16 protein-coding genes are annotated in these 15,012 nt (G+C 64.9%); 14 read left to right on the forward strand and 2 right to left on the reverse strand.

All coding sequences use genetic code 11. The annotated features are described in order from the left end of the window. Positions 1-95 precede the first annotated feature (95 nt). From GTA51_RS21190 to GTA51_RS02135, 4 genes are all read left to right on the forward strand, one after another. On the forward strand, positions 96-218 hold the full coding sequence (locus tag GTA51_RS21190; RefSeq protein WP_281353926.1) for a hypothetical protein: 123 nt from the start codon (positions 96-98) through the stop codon (positions 216-218). A gap of 270 nt (positions 219-488) precedes the next feature. Then, a complete protein-coding gene (gene modB, locus GTA51_RS02125) occupies positions 489-1,157 on the forward strand; it encodes a molybdate ABC transporter permease subunit (protein WP_160958279.1) in 669 nt (222 codons plus the stop codon). Positions 1,158-1,174: 17 nt separating this feature from the next. After that, positions 1,175-1,921, forward strand: coding sequence for a molybdate ABC transporter substrate-binding protein (modA, locus tag GTA51_RS02130; RefSeq protein WP_160958281.1), 747 nt, complete (start codon positions 1,175-1,177; stop codon positions 1,919-1,921). Positions 1,922-1,996: 75 nt separating this feature from the next. After that, positions 1,997-2,704 carry an ABC transporter ATP-binding protein gene (locus GTA51_RS02135; RefSeq protein WP_160958283.1) on the forward strand — a complete coding sequence of 236 codons (708 nt, stop codon included), beginning with the start codon at positions 1,997-1,999 and terminating at the stop codon, positions 2,702-2,704. 94 nt (positions 2,705-2,798) lie between these two features. On the opposite strand, the gene GTA51_RS02140 is transcribed toward GTA51_RS02135, so the two are convergent. Both GTA51_RS02140 and GTA51_RS02145 read right to left on the reverse strand, forming a co-directional pair. Next, the gene (locus GTA51_RS02140) at positions 2,799-3,596 is read right to left on the reverse strand and encodes a 4Fe-4S binding protein (protein ID WP_160958284.1); all 798 of its coding nucleotides are present in this window, start codon (positions 3,594-3,596) and stop codon (positions 2,799-2,801) included. Then, positions 3,589-4,446, reverse strand: coding sequence for a substrate-binding domain-containing protein (locus GTA51_RS02145; protein ID WP_160958286.1), 858 nt, complete (start codon positions 4,444-4,446; stop codon positions 3,589-3,591). Before GTA51_RS02145 ends, GTA51_RS02140 begins: the two co-directional genes overlap by 8 nt. 224 nt (positions 4,447-4,670) lie before the next feature. Here GTA51_RS02145 and GTA51_RS21195 point away from each other — a divergent pair, with 224 nt between their 5' ends. From GTA51_RS21195 to GTA51_RS02195, 10 genes are all read left to right on the forward strand, one after another. Next, positions 4,671-5,366, forward strand: a complete 696-nt coding sequence (locus GTA51_RS21195) for a FadR/GntR family transcriptional regulator (RefSeq protein WP_160958288.1) — start codon at positions 4,671-4,673, stop codon at positions 5,364-5,366. 218 nt (positions 5,367-5,584) lie between these two features. After that, entirely contained in the window at positions 5,585-5,947 is a 363-nt protein-coding gene (locus GTA51_RS02155; protein WP_160958289.1) for a hypothetical protein, read from the forward strand. 149 nt (positions 5,948-6,096) lie between these two features. Beyond that, positions 6,097-7,134, forward strand: a complete 1,038-nt coding sequence (gene hrcA / locus GTA51_RS02160) for a heat-inducible transcriptional repressor HrcA (protein ID WP_160958291.1) — start codon at positions 6,097-6,099, stop codon at positions 7,132-7,134. Between the two features lie 76 nt (positions 7,135-7,210). After that, positions 7,211-7,732, forward strand: a complete 522-nt coding sequence (locus GTA51_RS02165; protein ID WP_160958292.1) for a nucleotide exchange factor GrpE — start codon at positions 7,211-7,213, stop codon at positions 7,730-7,732. A gap of 120 nt (positions 7,733-7,852) precedes the next feature. Next, positions 7,853-9,763 carry a molecular chaperone DnaK gene (gene dnaK / locus GTA51_RS02170; protein ID WP_160958294.1) on the forward strand — a complete coding sequence of 637 codons (1,911 nt, stop codon included), beginning with the start codon at positions 7,853-7,855 and terminating at the stop codon, positions 9,761-9,763. Between the two features lie 132 nt (positions 9,764-9,895). After that, positions 9,896-11,338 carry a penicillin-binding protein activator gene (locus GTA51_RS02175; protein WP_160958296.1) on the forward strand — a complete coding sequence of 481 codons (1,443 nt, stop codon included), beginning with the start codon at positions 9,896-9,898 and terminating at the stop codon, positions 11,336-11,338. 20 nt (positions 11,339-11,358) lie between these two features. After that, positions 11,359-11,643: an Asp-tRNA(Asn)/Glu-tRNA(Gln) amidotransferase subunit GatC gene (gene gatC / locus GTA51_RS02180; protein ID WP_160958297.1), complete on the forward strand. Its 285-nt coding sequence runs from the start codon at positions 11,359-11,361 to the stop codon at positions 11,641-11,643. Between the two features lie 90 nt (positions 11,644-11,733). Then, on the forward strand, positions 11,734-13,200 hold the full coding sequence (gene gatA, locus GTA51_RS02185) for an Asp-tRNA(Asn)/Glu-tRNA(Gln) amidotransferase subunit GatA (protein ID WP_160958299.1): 1,467 nt from the start codon (positions 11,734-11,736) through the stop codon (positions 13,198-13,200). 109 nt (positions 13,201-13,309) lie between these two features. After that, positions 13,310-14,386 carry a tRNA-specific 2-thiouridylase gene (locus tag GTA51_RS02190; protein WP_160958482.1) on the forward strand — a complete coding sequence of 359 codons (1,077 nt, stop codon included), beginning with the start codon at positions 13,310-13,312 and terminating at the stop codon, positions 14,384-14,386. Continuing rightward, positions 14,386-15,006: a D-glycero-alpha-D-manno-heptose-1,7-bisphosphate 7-phosphatase gene (locus GTA51_RS02195; protein ID WP_160958301.1), complete on the forward strand. Its 621-nt coding sequence runs from the start codon at positions 14,386-14,388 to the stop codon at positions 15,004-15,006. Before GTA51_RS02190 ends, GTA51_RS02195 begins: the two co-directional genes overlap by 1 nt. Positions 15,007-15,012 lie beyond the last annotated feature (6 nt).

A 15,012-nucleotide genomic window follows, 5' to 3' on the forward strand; every position in this document is an offset into this window, starting at 1 on the left:
TTTGCCGGAATCCTTTTTAAAGATCTTGACATTGCGCCGTGTTGCGCGTGGCATCAGTCTTGCTTTCCAATGCTGTGAGAACAAAGGAGGCCACCATGCTCGTCCCGCTGCTCGAAGCCCTGCTGGCCCTGCTGACGCGCCCCGGCCCGGTTCCTGTCCCCTGTCCCGTTGCCAACGACGACAAAGAGGAAGGCCAGCGACGCAAACGCTCCGATTAAAACGCCGGAGCAAACGCGATATGTGACTGCGGTGGCACAGCGTATCCGTACCGTTTGGCGCTGCAACAGCCGCTTAAACCAAGTTACACTCGTTCAGCACGAATCGTGACAGTCGATCCAACCCAGTTACACTTGTTCAGTATTAATCGTGACAGTCTATACAAAATAAGCATCTATCCTTTATGACAGGAATGTCATGGTTTGTCGCCGCCACAAGACATCCATGAACGCGACGACAGGCCGGCCAGCCGACACGAGAGACACATCTGCATGCTTGACGCCAATGCCCTGCCCCCCCTGCTCCTCACCCTCCGGGTCGCCACCCTGGCCACGGCCCTTGCCGCCGTGCCGGCGGTGTTCCTGGCCCGGTTGGCCCAGATGCGCGACTTTCCCGGCCGGGATCTGGTCGATGCCGTCCTGACGCTGCCCATGGTGCTGCCGCCAACCGTTCTCGGCTACTACATCATCGTGGTGCTCGGCCGGCGCGGCATCATTGGCAGCTATCTCTGGGACACCTTCGGGGTATCGATCATGTTCACCTGGGAAGGGGCGGTGGTGGCCGCCTCGGTGGTGGCCTTTCCCCTGGTCTACCGCTCGGCCCGGGCGGCCTTTGAGGGCGTGGACGAAAACCTGGAAAATGCGGCCCGAACGCTTGGTGCGTCCGAACTGGCCATTTTTTTCCGGGTGTCCTTTCCCCTGGCCCTTCGCGGTATCGTGGCCGGCGTCATGCTGGCCCTGGCCCGGGCCATGGGGGAATTCGGGGCAACGCTCATGGTCGCCGGCAATCTGCCGGGCAAGACCCAGACCCTGTCCCTGGCGGTCTACAGCGCCACCCAGGCCGGCAACGACGCCCTGGCCAACGAGTTGGTGCTGCTGATTTCCCTGGCCTGCGTGGCGCTTCTCGTGATCGTGGCCAAGATCATCAAACCCAAAGCCTGACACAGAGGATGTTGCCCATGAAAAAGCTCCTGTTAACCCTTGCCCTCACCCTGTGCCTGACCGCCCCGGCCCTGGCCGGCGATCTGACCGTGTCCGCCGCCGCCAGCCTGACCGACGCCTTTAACGAGGTCAAAACCGCCTTTGCCAAGGACCATCCGGGTGTGACCGTGACGTTTAATTTCGCCGCTTCGGGTGCCTTGCTCTCCCAGATGGCCCAGGGCGCGCCTGTGGACATCTTTGCCTCGGCCGACCAGAAGACCATGGACCAGGCCGCCGAAAAAAATCTTATCGACACCGCCAGCCGGGTCAACTTCGCCCAAAACGCCCTGGTTTTGGCCACGCCCGCCGACAACCCGGGCAAAATCAAAGACCTGACCACCCTGGCCGCCCCGGCGGTCAAACGCATTGCCATCGGCAACCCCGATTCCGTGCCCGTGGGCCGCTATACCAAGGCCGCCCTGACCAAGGCCGGACTGTGGGACGCCCTGGCCCCCAAGTGCATCATGGCCGAGTCCGTGCGCCAGGTGCTGGACTATTTGTCGCGCGGCGAAGTGGACGCCGGTTTCGTCTACGGCACCGACGCCAAGCAGGGCGGGGACAAGGTCAAAGTCATCGCCGAAGTGCCGGTGGAGACGCCGGTGACCTACCCCATCGCCGTTTTGGCCGGGGCCAAGGACAAAAAGGACGCTGGTGCCTTTGTGGCCTTTGTGGCCGGCCCCAAGGGCCAGGCCATCCTGGCCAAGTTCGGTTTTAAAAAGCCCTAGGACTGTGCCTGGACCGTCCCCGCAGGCGCCAACGCTTCCGGGGACGGCCCAAAGACCGCCTTGCCGGAGACGACCATGCGCATTTCCGTGGATATCCAGAAGAGCTACTGCTGCGGCGGCCGGGAATTTCACTTAAACGCCCAGTTCGCCGTATCGGGCAACCGGGTGGTGCTCTTTGGCCCGTCCGGCTCGGGCAAAACGCTCACCCTGCGCGCCCTGGCCGGTCTGCTGCGCCCGGACACCGGCTCCATCCGCGTGGACGGACGGGAATTTTTCGACCAGGAGGCCGGCGTGTTCGTGCCGCCCCGGGATCGCCGCATCGGCTACGTCTTCCAGGACTATGCCCTCTTTCCCCACCTCACCGTGCGCCAAAACGTGGCCTTCGGCCTGTCCCCGCTGTGGGGGCGGCTCTCCCCGGAAGCGGCGAACCGGGTCCAGGAGATGCTCAACCTTTTCGGCATCGCCAATCTGGCCGACCAGCGCCCGGCCCGCATTTCCGGCGGCCAGCGCCAGCGCGTGGCCCTGGCCCGGGCCTTGGCCAACGAACCGGCCGCCCTGCTCCTGGACGAACCCTTTTCCGCCCTGGACATTCCCCTGCGCCAAAAGGTGCGGGCCGAACTGGCCGGTATCCTGGCCCGCCTGGATATCCCGCTGGTCATGGTCACCCACGATCCGGCTGACGTGGCCTTTTTTGGCGGCGACGTGGTGCGCTACGGCGAGGGGCGGGTGCTCGACATGCACTCGGCCGAGGTCATGCGCCGCTCCATGGTCAAAGTGGCCTGAGCGCCCGGGCAGCCAACGACTGCGATGCCGCCAAGGCCGGGCTTGGGGCCACGGGCCAGATATTTTTTTCACGTCCACGGCCAGCGTCGCCGGCCTAGGCGCTTTTCCCCTGTTTTTCCTTTGGCTTGCGGCCAAATCCAATGGCATCTGTCGGGCACGCGTCCAGACAGTCGCCGCAGTTGGTGCAGTTGTCTTCCTCGGGCCGGGTGGCCATCTCGCACACGTTCGTGCACTTGCCGCAGCCGTTGCAAGCCGAGGTCTTAAAGACTTTGAAAAGCGACGCGCCCTTGACCAGCTCCAGCGCCCCGCCCATGGGGCAGGCAAAGCGGCACCAGGCTGCGGCCACACCAAGGCCAAGCGCCAGAAATCCCAGGGCAATGGCCGTGCGCACAAGCCAGAACGTACTGGCGTGCTCAAAGGTCAGGGCCGCAGCTTCAAAAAACGCCCCCACCCGGATGGGCACGTCGGCCCGGGGCTGGCCCAGGACGTAATAGACATACAGACACCCGGCCAGGGCCAGATACTTGCCGGCACCGGCCCAGCGGGCCAGCCGGGCCAGGCGCGGCCTCAGGCTGCGGCCAAAGGGCGCGAACCTGCCAAGCAGACTGACGGCCAGCCCGCCCGGACAGGCCCAGCCGCAAAAGGCCCGGCCGAAAAGCACCGCACTGACCGGCAACGCCAGCCAATAGCCCCAGTAGAGCGGCATGAGCCGGCCATAGCAGGTGATGACCGGACAGTTCTGGCAACTGACAAAGGGCACGACAAAGGGACAGCGCAAAAGGCCGTAGAGCGACCACTGGCCAAGCACCGCCGCCCCGAGAACCTGGACGCCCCGGCGCAGGAGTGTGCGCCACCCCGCCAAGCCCGTTTTGGTCACAGCACTCTCAGACATCTTTGACCCCGTATTTCTCCACAAGTTGCTGCCCTTTATTTGAAAGGGCCGGCACAAAGCCCATGCGCTCGAACTGGGACTGGCCGGCCGGCGAGAGTAGATGGGCGGCGTAGGCCTCGGCCAGGGGACGCTTTGTGGTGCTCGTCATGACGCCCACGGTAAAGGTCATGGGCGGCGGCGGGAAAAGCCCCTGGTCGATGGACACCACGTCCATACGCCCGGCAAAGGCCGGCAGGCGGGTCAGCCGCAGTTCCACAATGGCGGCGTCGCCGCGCCCGGATACAATGTCGTCCATGGTGCGCTGCACACAACTGCCGAGCGTAACGGCGTTTTTCCTGGCTGCTTCCAAAATGCCGGCCTTTTCAAGAATTTTAAGCGCAGCCGCACCCCCCGGAGGCGAGGCCTCGGGGGCCAGCACCACTTTGACCCCGGGCCGGGCCAGATCGGCGACGCTTGTGATCCCGGCCGGATTGCCCTTGGGCGTGACAAGAACATATTGGGTGAAGCACAGGGGCTTAAACCAGGCCATCCTGCCCTCGGCCCGCAACTTTTTGGCCAGATCGAGCACCCGGCCGGCAAAGACGTCGGTGATGGCCGAACCGAGCAGCGACTTGCCAAGCGCCGCGGCAAAGGCTCCGGTATAGACCACCCTGGCCCCGGACGCGGCCTCGAAATCGGCATTGGCCGGCAACATGGCTTCGGCCAGCCCGCCGCAGGACCAGACCTGCAGCACCTCGCCGGCCGCCTGGGCCTGGGCCTGGGCCGGCGCAGCGGCGCACAGCGCCCCCCCGGCCGAAAGCGCCGCCATTTTTAAAAACTGTCTGCGTCCCAGCCCTGATCCTTTGTCCATAGAACCCTCCCCGGCACTCGGCCGACAACCGTCTCAAATGGGTCATACTCCTACCCGGCAATGCTGCCGCAATCCAATACATGCTTGTGATGGCAGGCCACCCGACATATCAGGGAGACCGATGCCGGACGGAGCGCGGCGGCATTTCGGTCACAATGGCGCTTCAAACCCTTGACAGGCGTCGGCCCGCTTCCTAAAAGCCCGGGTGAGGAGATCATCTGACGATGCCCGCCCGCTTAAGCCCTGTCCGCTCGCGCAAGCTCTGCGATCTCGTGATCCAGCAAATCCAGGAGAAAATCTCCCTGGGCATCTTTGCGCCCGGGGCCAAGATCCCCACCGAGCCGACGCTCATGGCCCAACTCGGGGTCGGACGCTCCACCGTGCGCGAGGCCATTCGCGTCCTCGTCAGCGCAGGTCTGCTTGAAGTGCGCCAGGGCGACGGCACGTATGTGCTCAGCCGCGCGTCAGGCCAGGAACCACTCGAATACCGCCTGCGCCGGGCCACGGCCGGTGAAATCCGCGAAGTGCGCCGCATCATCGAAGTGGAAACGGCCCGCCTGGCCGCTTCCAACCGCACCGAACTCGATCTGGCGACCATGCGCGAGTGTCTGGCGCGCAAAAAAGCCGCCATGACCGCCGGCGACACCCACGGCTACGTGACCGCTGACATCGCCTTTCATTCCGCCGTGGCCGCCGCCAGCGGCAACAGCCTGCTGGCCGACCTCTACCGCAGCTTCTGCATGGTCTTTCAGGACTTTCTCGACCACCTGATCGCCGATGTCGGCGTCAACCGCTTCCAGGACCACATCCACAACGGCCTGCTCGACGCCATCACCAGCCAGGACGCCGAAGCCGCCGCCCGCTTCGCCATGGAAGGGCTTGACCACTTCACCCACGATATCAAGGCCCTGGAGCAATAAGCATGGGAGCTGTTTTTTCTGGCACACAAACATCAGATGATACGATGGACTATTTTCCCGGTCCTGGCTGCGGGTGCATCGAAGCTTGGTTTCCGTGGCCCCGGCCGCGCCGACTGCGGCTGTCAAACAGCAGATGATATGACTACAGCCGGCCCGGCCGGCGCAGGAAAACCCTGCGGGCAGGCCGCACCGCCAGCCCGCCTTTTATGGAGTGCCGTATGCGTCTTTCCAAATCCCTTGTTTCCATCCTGCTGATTGGCTGCATGGGCTACTGGGCCGTGTTGGCCAACGCCGCCCCGTCCCACCGCGCCCTGGCTGACACGCCATCCCCGCTGGCCGGCCTTGGCCGGCTGCTTCCCCGGATCTCTGTGCCGGCCCGAGCCGTGCTGACGGCCCGGGAGGGGCTGGCCCAACTGCGCCGGACGGTCCAGGCCTCGCCGCTGATGCACGACACCCGCCCCACCGAGGAAGCGGCCCGGCGCGCCCATGTCGCCCTGTGGGCCGAACTGGAAACCGGGCTGCGCACGCTGCCGCCGGCCACCAGCACCGAGCCTTCCGGCCTGCTCCCCGGCCAGGACTAACGCCGCCGGCCGCTGGGCTGCGGCAGAAAAAAATGGATGGAATTTCCGCGTGATAGTCCTCCATCATCGCCGCCCTCCCTTGACACCCCCGGGTTCGGTTGTTACTCGTTTGGCACTCGAATAGGGCGAGTGCCAAACAAGGACGTGCCATGCCTCTTGCCGACCGGGAACGGGAAGTCCTGACCACCATCATCGAAGCCTATATTGCTTCGGCGGCTCCCGTCGGTTCCCGGGCCGTGTCCAAATTCTGTTCCCTGGGCCTGTCCGCTGCCTCCATCCGCAACATCATGGCCGATCTGACCGATACCGGCTTCCTGGAACAGCCCCATACCTCGGCCGGTCGTGTGCCCACAGCCAAAGCCTTTCGCCTCTACCTCGACCAGGTCATGCGCCTGTCGCCCCTGGGCGATGTCCAGAAACGCCGCATCCTGGACAACCTGACCCTGGCCGGCCTCGAACTCGACGACGTGCTGCGCCAGGCCTCGCGGTTGCTGTCGGGGCTGTCGCTGCAAGTGTCTATGGTCATTGCCCCCAATCCGGCCGGAGCGCGCTTTAAGCGCATCGATTTTTCGCTGTTAAACACCGGTCTGGTTATGGTGCTGCTCGTGCTCCAGGGCGGACTTGTGCGCAAGCGGGTCATCGAAACCGCCCCGGATGTCACGGCCGATGATCTGATCGCCTGTTCCAATTATCTCAACCATCTCTTTACCGAGCGCACCCTGGCCGAAGTGCGGGCCAGCATCGTGCGCGAGATGGAAGAGGCGAGGCGCTCGCTCAATGCCCTGTGCCTGCGCGCCCTGACCATGGCCCGCTCGGCCCTGGAGCATGAGCGCGCCCCAGCCAGCGAAGTCATTGTGGACGGCACGCCCAATATTTTGTCCCAACCCGAATTCACCGACGCCGAGCATATGCGCGAACTGATGCGCGTGCTCGAAGAACGCACGATTCTACTCGATCTGCTGGACAAAACCGTAAACGAGCTTAAAACGGTTATCATAATCGGCGACGAGTCGGATCAGGCCGCCCTGGTCGATCTGGGGGTCATCACCGCCCCCTACGGCACGGGCTCGCGCACCCTGGGGGCCATCGGCCTTATCGGTCCCCTGCGCATGGACTACGCCAAACTCGTGCCGGTGGTGAACTACACCGCCAGCACCCTGACCCGGCTTCTCGACCGGCATTTTTAACAAGCACCATCCGAGTCGCAACAGCCCGGCGCAGGCCGGCCTTTTGTTGCGCCCAAACGCTCGTTGTGGAGGACACATGGCCCCTGAGGAAAAACCGCTCGCCCCTGACACCGCGTCCGAAATCCCGGCCGAGGACACCCCGGCGGAAGCCGTCGAACGCCTGCGCGCCGAACTGGCCGCCGAGGCGGATAAGCGCCTGCGCGCCTTTGCCGAAACGGAAAATCTCAAGAAACGGCTCATCAAAGAAAAAGAAGAATTCCAGAAATACGCCACGGAAAGCCTTCTTTCGGAGCTGCTGCCCATCATTGACCACCTCGATCTGGCCCTGGCCCACGGTCGCGGCAAGGACGTTTGCAAGGATTTCGTGGTCGGCGTGGACATGACCCGCAAGGCCTTCGTCGATATTTTATCGCGCCACGGCGTGACCGAGTTCGGCGCGACCGGCGAGCCGTTTAATCCCGAGTCCCACGAAGCCCTCGGTGTGGCCACTGTGGCGGGCCTGGCCGACGACACCGTGGCCCAGGTCGTCCAGAGCGGCTATATGCTGCGCGGCCGGCTGTTGCGCCCAGCCAAAGTTCTGGTCAACAAGGCGCAATGAAACGTTTTTTTTAAGGCCCCCTTTACTCGGTAAAATCGGGCCTTATATTCCACCAGTCCAACCAACACATTCGCCTCGCGGCGTAATCGTATACAGAGAATTCAAGGAGGAAAGGCTGTTATGGGTAAAATAATCGGGATCGACCTCGGGACCACCAACTCCTGCGTCTACGTCATGGAGGGCAAGGATCCGAAGTGCGTCACCAACCCCGAAGGCGGACGCACCACCCCGTCCATCGTGGCCTTCACCAAGGAACGGCTGGTCGGTGAAATCGCCAAACGTCAGGCCGTGACCAATCCCGAGCGCACCATCTTCGCCATCAAGCGCCTCATGGGCCGTCGCTTCGACGCCCCGGAAGTGCAGAATTGGCTCAAGCATTGCCCGTATAAGATGGTCGAAGGCCAGGGCGGCGACGCCTACGTCGAGGTCGAAGGCAAGAAATACAGCCCGGCCGAGATTTCGGCCATCATTCTCGGCAAGCTCAAGCTCGACGCCGAAGCCTATCTTGGCGAGCCCGTCACCGAAGCCGTCATCACCGTGCCGGCCTACTTCAATGACGCCCAGCGCCAGGCCACCAAGGACGCCGGACGCATCGCCGGTCTTGAGGTCAAGCGCATCATCAACGAACCGACAGCCGCTTCCCTGGCCTACGGTTTCGATAAAAAGGCCAACGAAAAGATCGCCGTCTTCGACCTTGGCGGCGGCACCTTCGATATCTCCATCCTGGAAGTCGGCGACAACGTCGTCGAAGTGCGCGCCACCAACGGCGACACCTTCCTGGGCGGCGAAGACTTCGACCATCGCGTCATCAGCTATCTGGTGGATGAGTTCAAGAAAGAAAGCGGCATTGATCTGTCCCAGGATCGCATGGCTCTGCAGCGCCTCAAAGAAGCCGGCGAAAAAGCCAAGAAAGAGCTGTCCAGCTCCATGGAAACCGAGGTCAATCTGCCGTTTATCACGGCCGACGCCTCCGGTCCCAAGCACATGATGGTCAAGCTGACCCGCGGCAAGCTGGAATCCCTGGTCCATGATCTGGTCCAGCGCACCATCGAACCCTGCCGCAAGGCCCTGGCCGACGCGGGCCTCAAGGCTGCCGACATCGACGAAGTCGTCCTCGTCGGCGGCATGACCCGCATGCCGCTGGTGCAAAAGACCGTGCAGGATTTTTTTGGCAAAGAACCCAACCGCTCGGTCAACCCCGACGAGGTCGTGGCCATGGGCGCGGCCATCCAGGGCGGCATCCTGGCCGGCGACGTCAAAGACGTGCTGCTGCTTGACGTCACCCCGCTGTCGCTGGGCATCGAGACCCTCGGCGGCGTCTTTACCAAATTGATCGAACGCAACACCACCATCCCGACCCGCAAGAGTCAGGTGTTTACCACCGCCGCCGACAACCAGCCCTCGGTGTCCATCCACGTGATGCAGGGCGAGCGGCCCATGGCCGGCGACAACATGACCCTTGGCCGCTTCGAGCTGACCGGCCTGCCGCCGGCGGCCCGTGGGGTGCCGCAGATCGAAGTCACCTTCGACATCGATGCCAACGGCATCGTCAACGTCTCGGCCAAGGACACCGGCACCGGCAAGGAACAGTCCATCCGCATCACCGCTTCCTCGGGCCTGTCGGAATCCGACATCCAGAAGCTGATCAAGGATGCCGAATCCCATGCCGAGGATGACAAGAAAAAGCAGGCGCTTATTGAAATCCGCAACCAGGCCGACACGCTGGTCTACACCACCGAGAAGTCGCTGACGGAACTGGGCGAGAAGATCGACGGCGTGACCCGGGGCGAGATTGAGTCCAAGCTCAACCACGTCAAGGAAGTCTTAAAGGGCGAAGACGCCGACGCCATCAAACGCGCTACCGACGATCTGTCCCAGGCTTCCCACAAGCTGGCTGAAAAGCTGTACCAGCAAAAGGCCGAGGCCGGCGGACAGCCTGGCGGTCCTGAAGCCGGCGCAGCCGGTCCGCAGGCCGGCAAGGCCGGCGGCGACGACGATGTGGTCGATGCCGACTACACCGAAGTGAAATAGGGTCCGTCCCGGCGCGCACTTGCCTTCGTGGCCTATTGCGCGTAACGAAAAGCCTGACCTGTCTTCGGACGGGTCGGGCTTTTTTCATGCCCTTTGGCCACGGCGGCCCGGCCGCCAAACCCCGGTTCGCCCATGATTGCCAAGACAAAAAAATACCGCCCTTTCCCCCGCCTGCTGGCGGCCTGCGTCGCCTGTTTCGTCCTGGCTGCCCTGACCGGCTGCGCCGGCATATTTCCCGGTTCCCAGCCTCCGGCCGAGCCCACGCCCCCGCCGCCGCCTGTGGCCCCGGTGACGCCTGAACCCACGCCTCCCCCCAAACCGGCTTTCAGCAACTCCGTGGCCGTGCTGCTGCCGCTTGGCGGCCCGTTTCGGGAATTCGGCGGGCGGGTGCAAAAAGGCATCAAGGCTGCCCAGGACGCCCTGGCTGCCGCCGGCACGCCCCTTGAGGTCACGGTCATCGACGCCACCCAGCCCGGCTGGGCCGATTCCTTGCGCCAACTGCCGCCTGAGGTCACCGTGGTCGGCGGCCCCATGCACCGGCTGACGCTTAAGGAACTCGAAACCGCCGGGTTGCTGCAAACACGCGTGTTCCTGGCCTTTATGCCGTCACTCGGCGAAGCCCGGGAAGGCATCGACGCATGGCGTTTTTTCCCCAGCGCCGACGACGAAATCGACGCCCTGCTGCGTCTGTCCGCCACCGACTACGGCATCAACCAGTTCGCCATCCTGCGTCCCGGCGACCGCTACGGCCAGACCATGGGCGACGCCTTTGCCGGGGCTGTCTCGCGCCTGGGCGGCCAGATTACCGCCACCGGCGTCTACGCGCCCCAAGACCCGTCGAGCTGGGAAGGCACGGTCGGTGACATGCTGCGCACCGGCGGCGGACGTCCGGGCTACGGCGCCGTGTTCGTCCCCGACGAATGGGCCCGGGCGGATAAAGTACTGCCGGCCTTTTTCAAGAACAAAGTCGATGATCTGCTGATCCTTGGGCCGCAATTGTGGACCGAAGCCCTGTATCGGGCCGCTGCCGCCAAGACCCAGATCAACATCCAGAACTACCGTCTGGCCGTCTGCCCCGGGGCCTGGTGGCCGGAAAACCAGGGACAGGCCACCCAGCAGCTGGTGACCGCCATGCACGCCGCCGGCATCGAGCATCCTGACATGTGGGAGGCCATTGGCTTTGATTTCGCCCGCATGGCCGCCCGGCTTGGCCGGCTGCCCCAGGGGTCATCGCCCCAGGAAGTCAGCTCCCGGCTGGCCCAGGCCACCTCGGGCATGGATTTCAGCATGGCCCCCCTGTCCTACACGCCTGACGGCAAGGCCCATGTGTCCATGTATCTGTTCCGCCCGTCGGTCACCGGCCCGGTGCTGCTCGATCCCGAAGGTTTCCGCCAGCGCCTCAATGCCATCCGGCAAAAGGCCCTGGAGAATCCGGCCCCGGAAAACGAGCAGTCCTACTCCCCGGCCCAGCCGGCCCCGGGCGTTCCGGCCCAGCCTGTCCCGGCTGCGCCGCCAGCCCCGGTCCAGCCCCAGGCCCCGGTGCCGGCCCACCGGCAGGCCATTCCCGTCTCCTAAACCGCAAGGAAGCACTGTCCATGACGATCAGCCCCGATGCCGTAGCCAAAGTGGCCAAGCTTGCCAAACTGCGCCTTGACGACGCCAAGCTCGAACGCTTTGCCGGCCAGATGGACGATATCCTGGCCTATATGGAAACCCTCGGCGCGTTGGACACGACCGGCGTCGAACCGCTCTACAGCCCGGTCGGCCACGCCACACCCCTGCGCGCCGACACGGCAGCCCCGACCTGCACCCGGGATCAAATCCTGGCCAATGCCCCCGCCACCGACGGGCAGTTTTTTATTGTGCCCAAGATCGTGTAATTGGCGCGGGGCCTGACCCGCCCTCCTGTTTCTCGACGCCGCCGCCGGCCCTGCCCCCAAGGTGCCGGGCATTGCATAAAGGGATTTTCCATGTCCGATATCACCGCCCTGACCCTGACCGAGGTGCGCGACAAGCTGGCGCGCAAGGAAATAAAGGCCGCCGAGGCCGTGGCCGCCTGTCTGGCCCGCATCGAGGGCACCGAGCCGGCCCTAAAGGCCATCCTGCATCTGGACGCCGAAGCCGCCCTGGCCGCCGCCAAAGCCCTGGACGACGCCGGGCCTGTCGCCGGCCAACGCCTGTGGGGCGTGCCGGTGCTGGTCAAGGACGCCATCTGCGTCAAAGACGCACCTACCACCTGCGGTTCCAAGATCCTTCAAAATTTCACGCCGTTCTACGACGCCGTCTGCATCGAAAAGCTCAAAGCTGCCGGCGCGATTATCCTCGGCAAGACCAACATGGACGAATTCGCCATGGGCTCGTCCACGGAAAATTCCGCCTACGCCATAACAGCCAACCCCTGGGACACGGCCAAAGTGCCGGGCGGTTCCAGCGGTGGCTCCGCCGCAGCCGTGGCCGCCGACCAATGCTTTGCCGCCCTTGGCACCGACACCGGCGGCTCCATCCGACAGCCCGCCGCCTTTTGCGGCACAGTCGGCATAAAGCCCACCTACGGCCGGGTGTCGCGCTACGGGCTGGTCGCCTACGGCTCAAGCCTGGACCAGATCGGACCGCTCACCCGCACCGCCGACGACGCCGCCGCAGTCCTCTCGGTCATCGCCGGCCACGATCCCAGAGATTCCACCTCGGCCCCGCGCGAAGTCCCCGATTTCGAGGCCGCTTTGGCCGGTGCCGTCGATCTGGCCGGCCTGACTATCGGCCTGCCCGACGAATACTGGGGCGAAGGCGTGGACGACGAAGTGCGCCAAGCCTGCGCCGCCGCCGTGGACACGGCCAAAAGCCTCGGTGCCACGGTTGTGCCGGTCTCCCTGCCGCACACGCCCTATGCCGTGGCCACCTACTACATCGTGGCCATGGCCGAAGCCTCCTCCAATCTGGCCCGCTTTGACGGCGTGCGCTACGGCTACCGCGCCCCCGAGGCCCAGACCCTGGAGGAACTCTACGAACTGTCGCGGTCCACAGGCTTTGGCCCCGAAGTCCAGCGCCGCATCGTGATCGGCACCTATGTGCTCTCGGCCGGCTACTACGACGCCTACTACCGCAAGGCCGCCCAGGTCCGCCGGCTCATCCGCCAGGATTTCCTCACCGCCTTCGAGAAATGCGATGTCATCTGCGGCCCCACCTCGCCCTTTGCTGCCTTCCCCATCGGCCAGATGACCGACGATCCGCTGCAGATGTATCTTAGCGACATCTTTACGATCTCCCTAAACCTCGCCGGTCTGCCCGGCCTGTCCATGCCCGTGGGCCTCGGCCAGACGTCGGGGATGCCCATCGGCATGCAGCTCTTCGGCCCGGCCTTTGACGAAGCCGCCATCCTGCGCACGGCCAAAGTGCTGGGAGCCGCCCTGCCGCCGCTGCCGCGTCCGGCTGGTATTTAAGAGGGAAGAATGCCTCCGGCGGCCAAAGGGCTGAGCCCTTTGGAATCCCACCTGGAAGGCAAGGGGTTAAAGGGGAGCGGCGAATGGATTCGCGATGTTGGTTGGCAATATGCGCTATGCCGTAGCCCTTTCCGGCGGTGCGGACAGCCTGCTCGCGTTGGGCCTGCTGCGCGACGCCGGCCACGATCTCCTCGGGCTGCACGCCCATTTTCTGCCGCCCGGTCCCAAGGAATACGCGCTGGCCGCCGCCATCGACGCCCAATGCCAGGGGCTTGGCGTACCCTTTGCCGCCGTGGATCTGTCGCGGGAATTTGACGCCCACGTCATAGCGCCCTTTATTGCCGCCTATGCCGCCGGCCTGACCCCCAATCCCTGCGCCGCCTGCAACCGGACCATGAAATTCGGCCTGCTCCTGACCGCCGCCAGGGAGCGCGGGGCAACGCATATCGCCACCGGCCACTATGCCCGCATCACCGACGCACCCGCCGGCCCGAGCCTGTGGCGCGGGGCCGACCCCAGCCGCGACCAAAGCTATTTTTTAAGCCTCGTACCGGTAAGCGCCCTGGCCCAGGCCGTCTTTCCCCTGGCCGAACGTATGAAGGCCGACAACCCGGCCGCCCTGGCAGAACTCGGCCTCACCCCGCCGCTGCCGCGCGAATCCCGCGAAGTCTGCTTCGTGCCCGGCGACGACTACCGGGCCTTTTTGGAGGCTTCCGGCGCGCCGCTCTCCGGCCCCGGTCCCATCGTCCTGGCCGACGGCACGCGTCTGGGGACGCATCAGGGCCTGTGGCGACACACCATCGGCCAGCGCAAGGGCCTGGGCATCGGCTATAGCGAACCGCTCTACGTCCTGGCCAAGGACGCTGCCGCCAATGCGCTTCTCGTCGGCGGCAAAGCCGAGCTTGCGGCCACCACCTGCCGCACCGGCCCGGCCAATGTCCTCGTGCCGCCGGCCGATTGGCCGGACGAAATCCTGGCCCAGACCTGCTACCGCATGCGTCCGCGACCCGCCACGGCCCGTCTTAACGACCAGGACGGCCTCGCCATCGCCTTTGCCCAACCCGTCCCCCGCCCCACCCCCGGGCAGGTGGCCACGCTCTACGACACCGCCGGCCGGGTGTTGGCCGGTGGGGAGATCACGGATACCGGCCTTGTGTTCCCGGGAAGCCTTCAGGACACGTATTGATGCCGTCCCCCATCCGCCATATCCTCCTTGACCGCGACGGCACGGTCATTGTCGAGCGGCACTATCTGGCCGATCCGGGCGGCGTGGAACTGTACCCCGGCGCAGGGCAGGCGCTGGCCCGGCTGGTCCGGGCCGGAGCGGACCTCTATCTGGTCACCAACCAATCCGGCATCGGCCGGGGCTATTACGGCGAAGCCGAGTTTCAGGCCGTCCAGGCCCGCTTGCTGGAACTGCTGGCCCCCTTTGGCGCGCCCATCACCGCAACGGCCCATTGCCCTCATGGCCCGGATGTCGGATGCGACTGCCGCAAGCCGGCAGCCGGCCTGTTTGCGCGTCTGGCCGCCGCGTATCATCTGGACCCGGCCGCCACCGCCGTCATCGGCGACAAGGCGTCCGACATCGCCTTCGGCCTGGGTATCGGCTCGCCCTGCACCATCCTGGTGACCACCGGCCACGGCCAGCACGCCACCGCCGCGCTCGGCCTGCCGGCCCTGACCGAACCCTGGCGGAAGCTTGCCGACCGCCGGCCCGACTGGCCCCATGTCCTGGCCCATGATCTGCCTGCCGCCGCCGACTATCTCCTCACCAGCAGCCGGATAATCGCTCCAGCCGCCCCATGAGCCACG

The organism is Solidesulfovibrio aerotolerans (assembly GCF_009856865.1).
Taxonomy (GTDB): Bacteria; Desulfobacterota; Desulfovibrionia; order Desulfovibrionales; family Desulfovibrionaceae; genus Solidesulfovibrio; species Solidesulfovibrio aerotolerans.

Bases quoted from the DNA above. Each gene is read 5' to 3' on its own strand.
- GTA51_RS21190 (WP_281353926.1), top strand. From the start codon at position 96: ATGCTCGTCCCGCTGCTCGAAGCCCTGCTGGCCCTGCTGACGCGCCCC.
- modB (WP_160958279.1), top strand. From the start codon at position 489: ATGCTTGACGCCAATGCCCTGCCCCCCCTGCTCCTCACCCTCCGGGTC.
- modA (WP_160958281.1), top strand. From the start codon at position 1,175: ATGAAAAAGCTCCTGTTAACCCTTGCCCTCACCCTGTGCCTGACCGCC.
- GTA51_RS02135 (WP_160958283.1), top strand. From the start codon at position 1,997: ATGCGCATTTCCGTGGATATCCAGAAGAGCTACTGCTGCGGCGGCCGG.
- GTA51_RS02140 (WP_160958284.1), bottom strand. From the start codon at position 3,596: ATGTCTGAGAGTGCTGTGACCAAAACGGGCTTGGCGGGGTGGCGCACA.
- GTA51_RS02145 (WP_160958286.1), bottom strand. From the start codon at position 4,446: ATGGACAAAGGATCAGGGCTGGGACGCAGACAGTTTTTAAAAATGGCG.
- GTA51_RS21195 (WP_160958288.1), top strand. From the start codon at position 4,671: ATGCCCGCCCGCTTAAGCCCTGTCCGCTCGCGCAAGCTCTGCGATCTC.
- GTA51_RS02155 (WP_160958289.1), top strand. From the start codon at position 5,585: ATGCGTCTTTCCAAATCCCTTGTTTCCATCCTGCTGATTGGCTGCATG.
- hrcA (WP_160958291.1), top strand. From the start codon at position 6,097: ATGCCTCTTGCCGACCGGGAACGGGAAGTCCTGACCACCATCATCGAA.
- GTA51_RS02165 (WP_160958292.1), top strand. From the start codon at position 7,211: ATGGCCCCTGAGGAAAAACCGCTCGCCCCTGACACCGCGTCCGAAATC.
- dnaK (WP_160958294.1), top strand. From the start codon at position 7,853: ATGGGTAAAATAATCGGGATCGACCTCGGGACCACCAACTCCTGCGTC.
- GTA51_RS02175 (WP_160958296.1), top strand. From the start codon at position 9,896: ATGATTGCCAAGACAAAAAAATACCGCCCTTTCCCCCGCCTGCTGGCG.
- gatC (WP_160958297.1), top strand. From the start codon at position 11,359: ATGACGATCAGCCCCGATGCCGTAGCCAAAGTGGCCAAGCTTGCCAAA.
- gatA (WP_160958299.1), top strand. From the start codon at position 11,734: ATGTCCGATATCACCGCCCTGACCCTGACCGAGGTGCGCGACAAGCTG.
- GTA51_RS02190 (WP_160958482.1), top strand. From the start codon at position 13,310: ATGCGCTATGCCGTAGCCCTTTCCGGCGGTGCGGACAGCCTGCTCGCG.
- GTA51_RS02195 (WP_160958301.1), top strand. From the start codon at position 14,386: ATGCCGTCCCCCATCCGCCATATCCTCCTTGACCGCGACGGCACGGTC.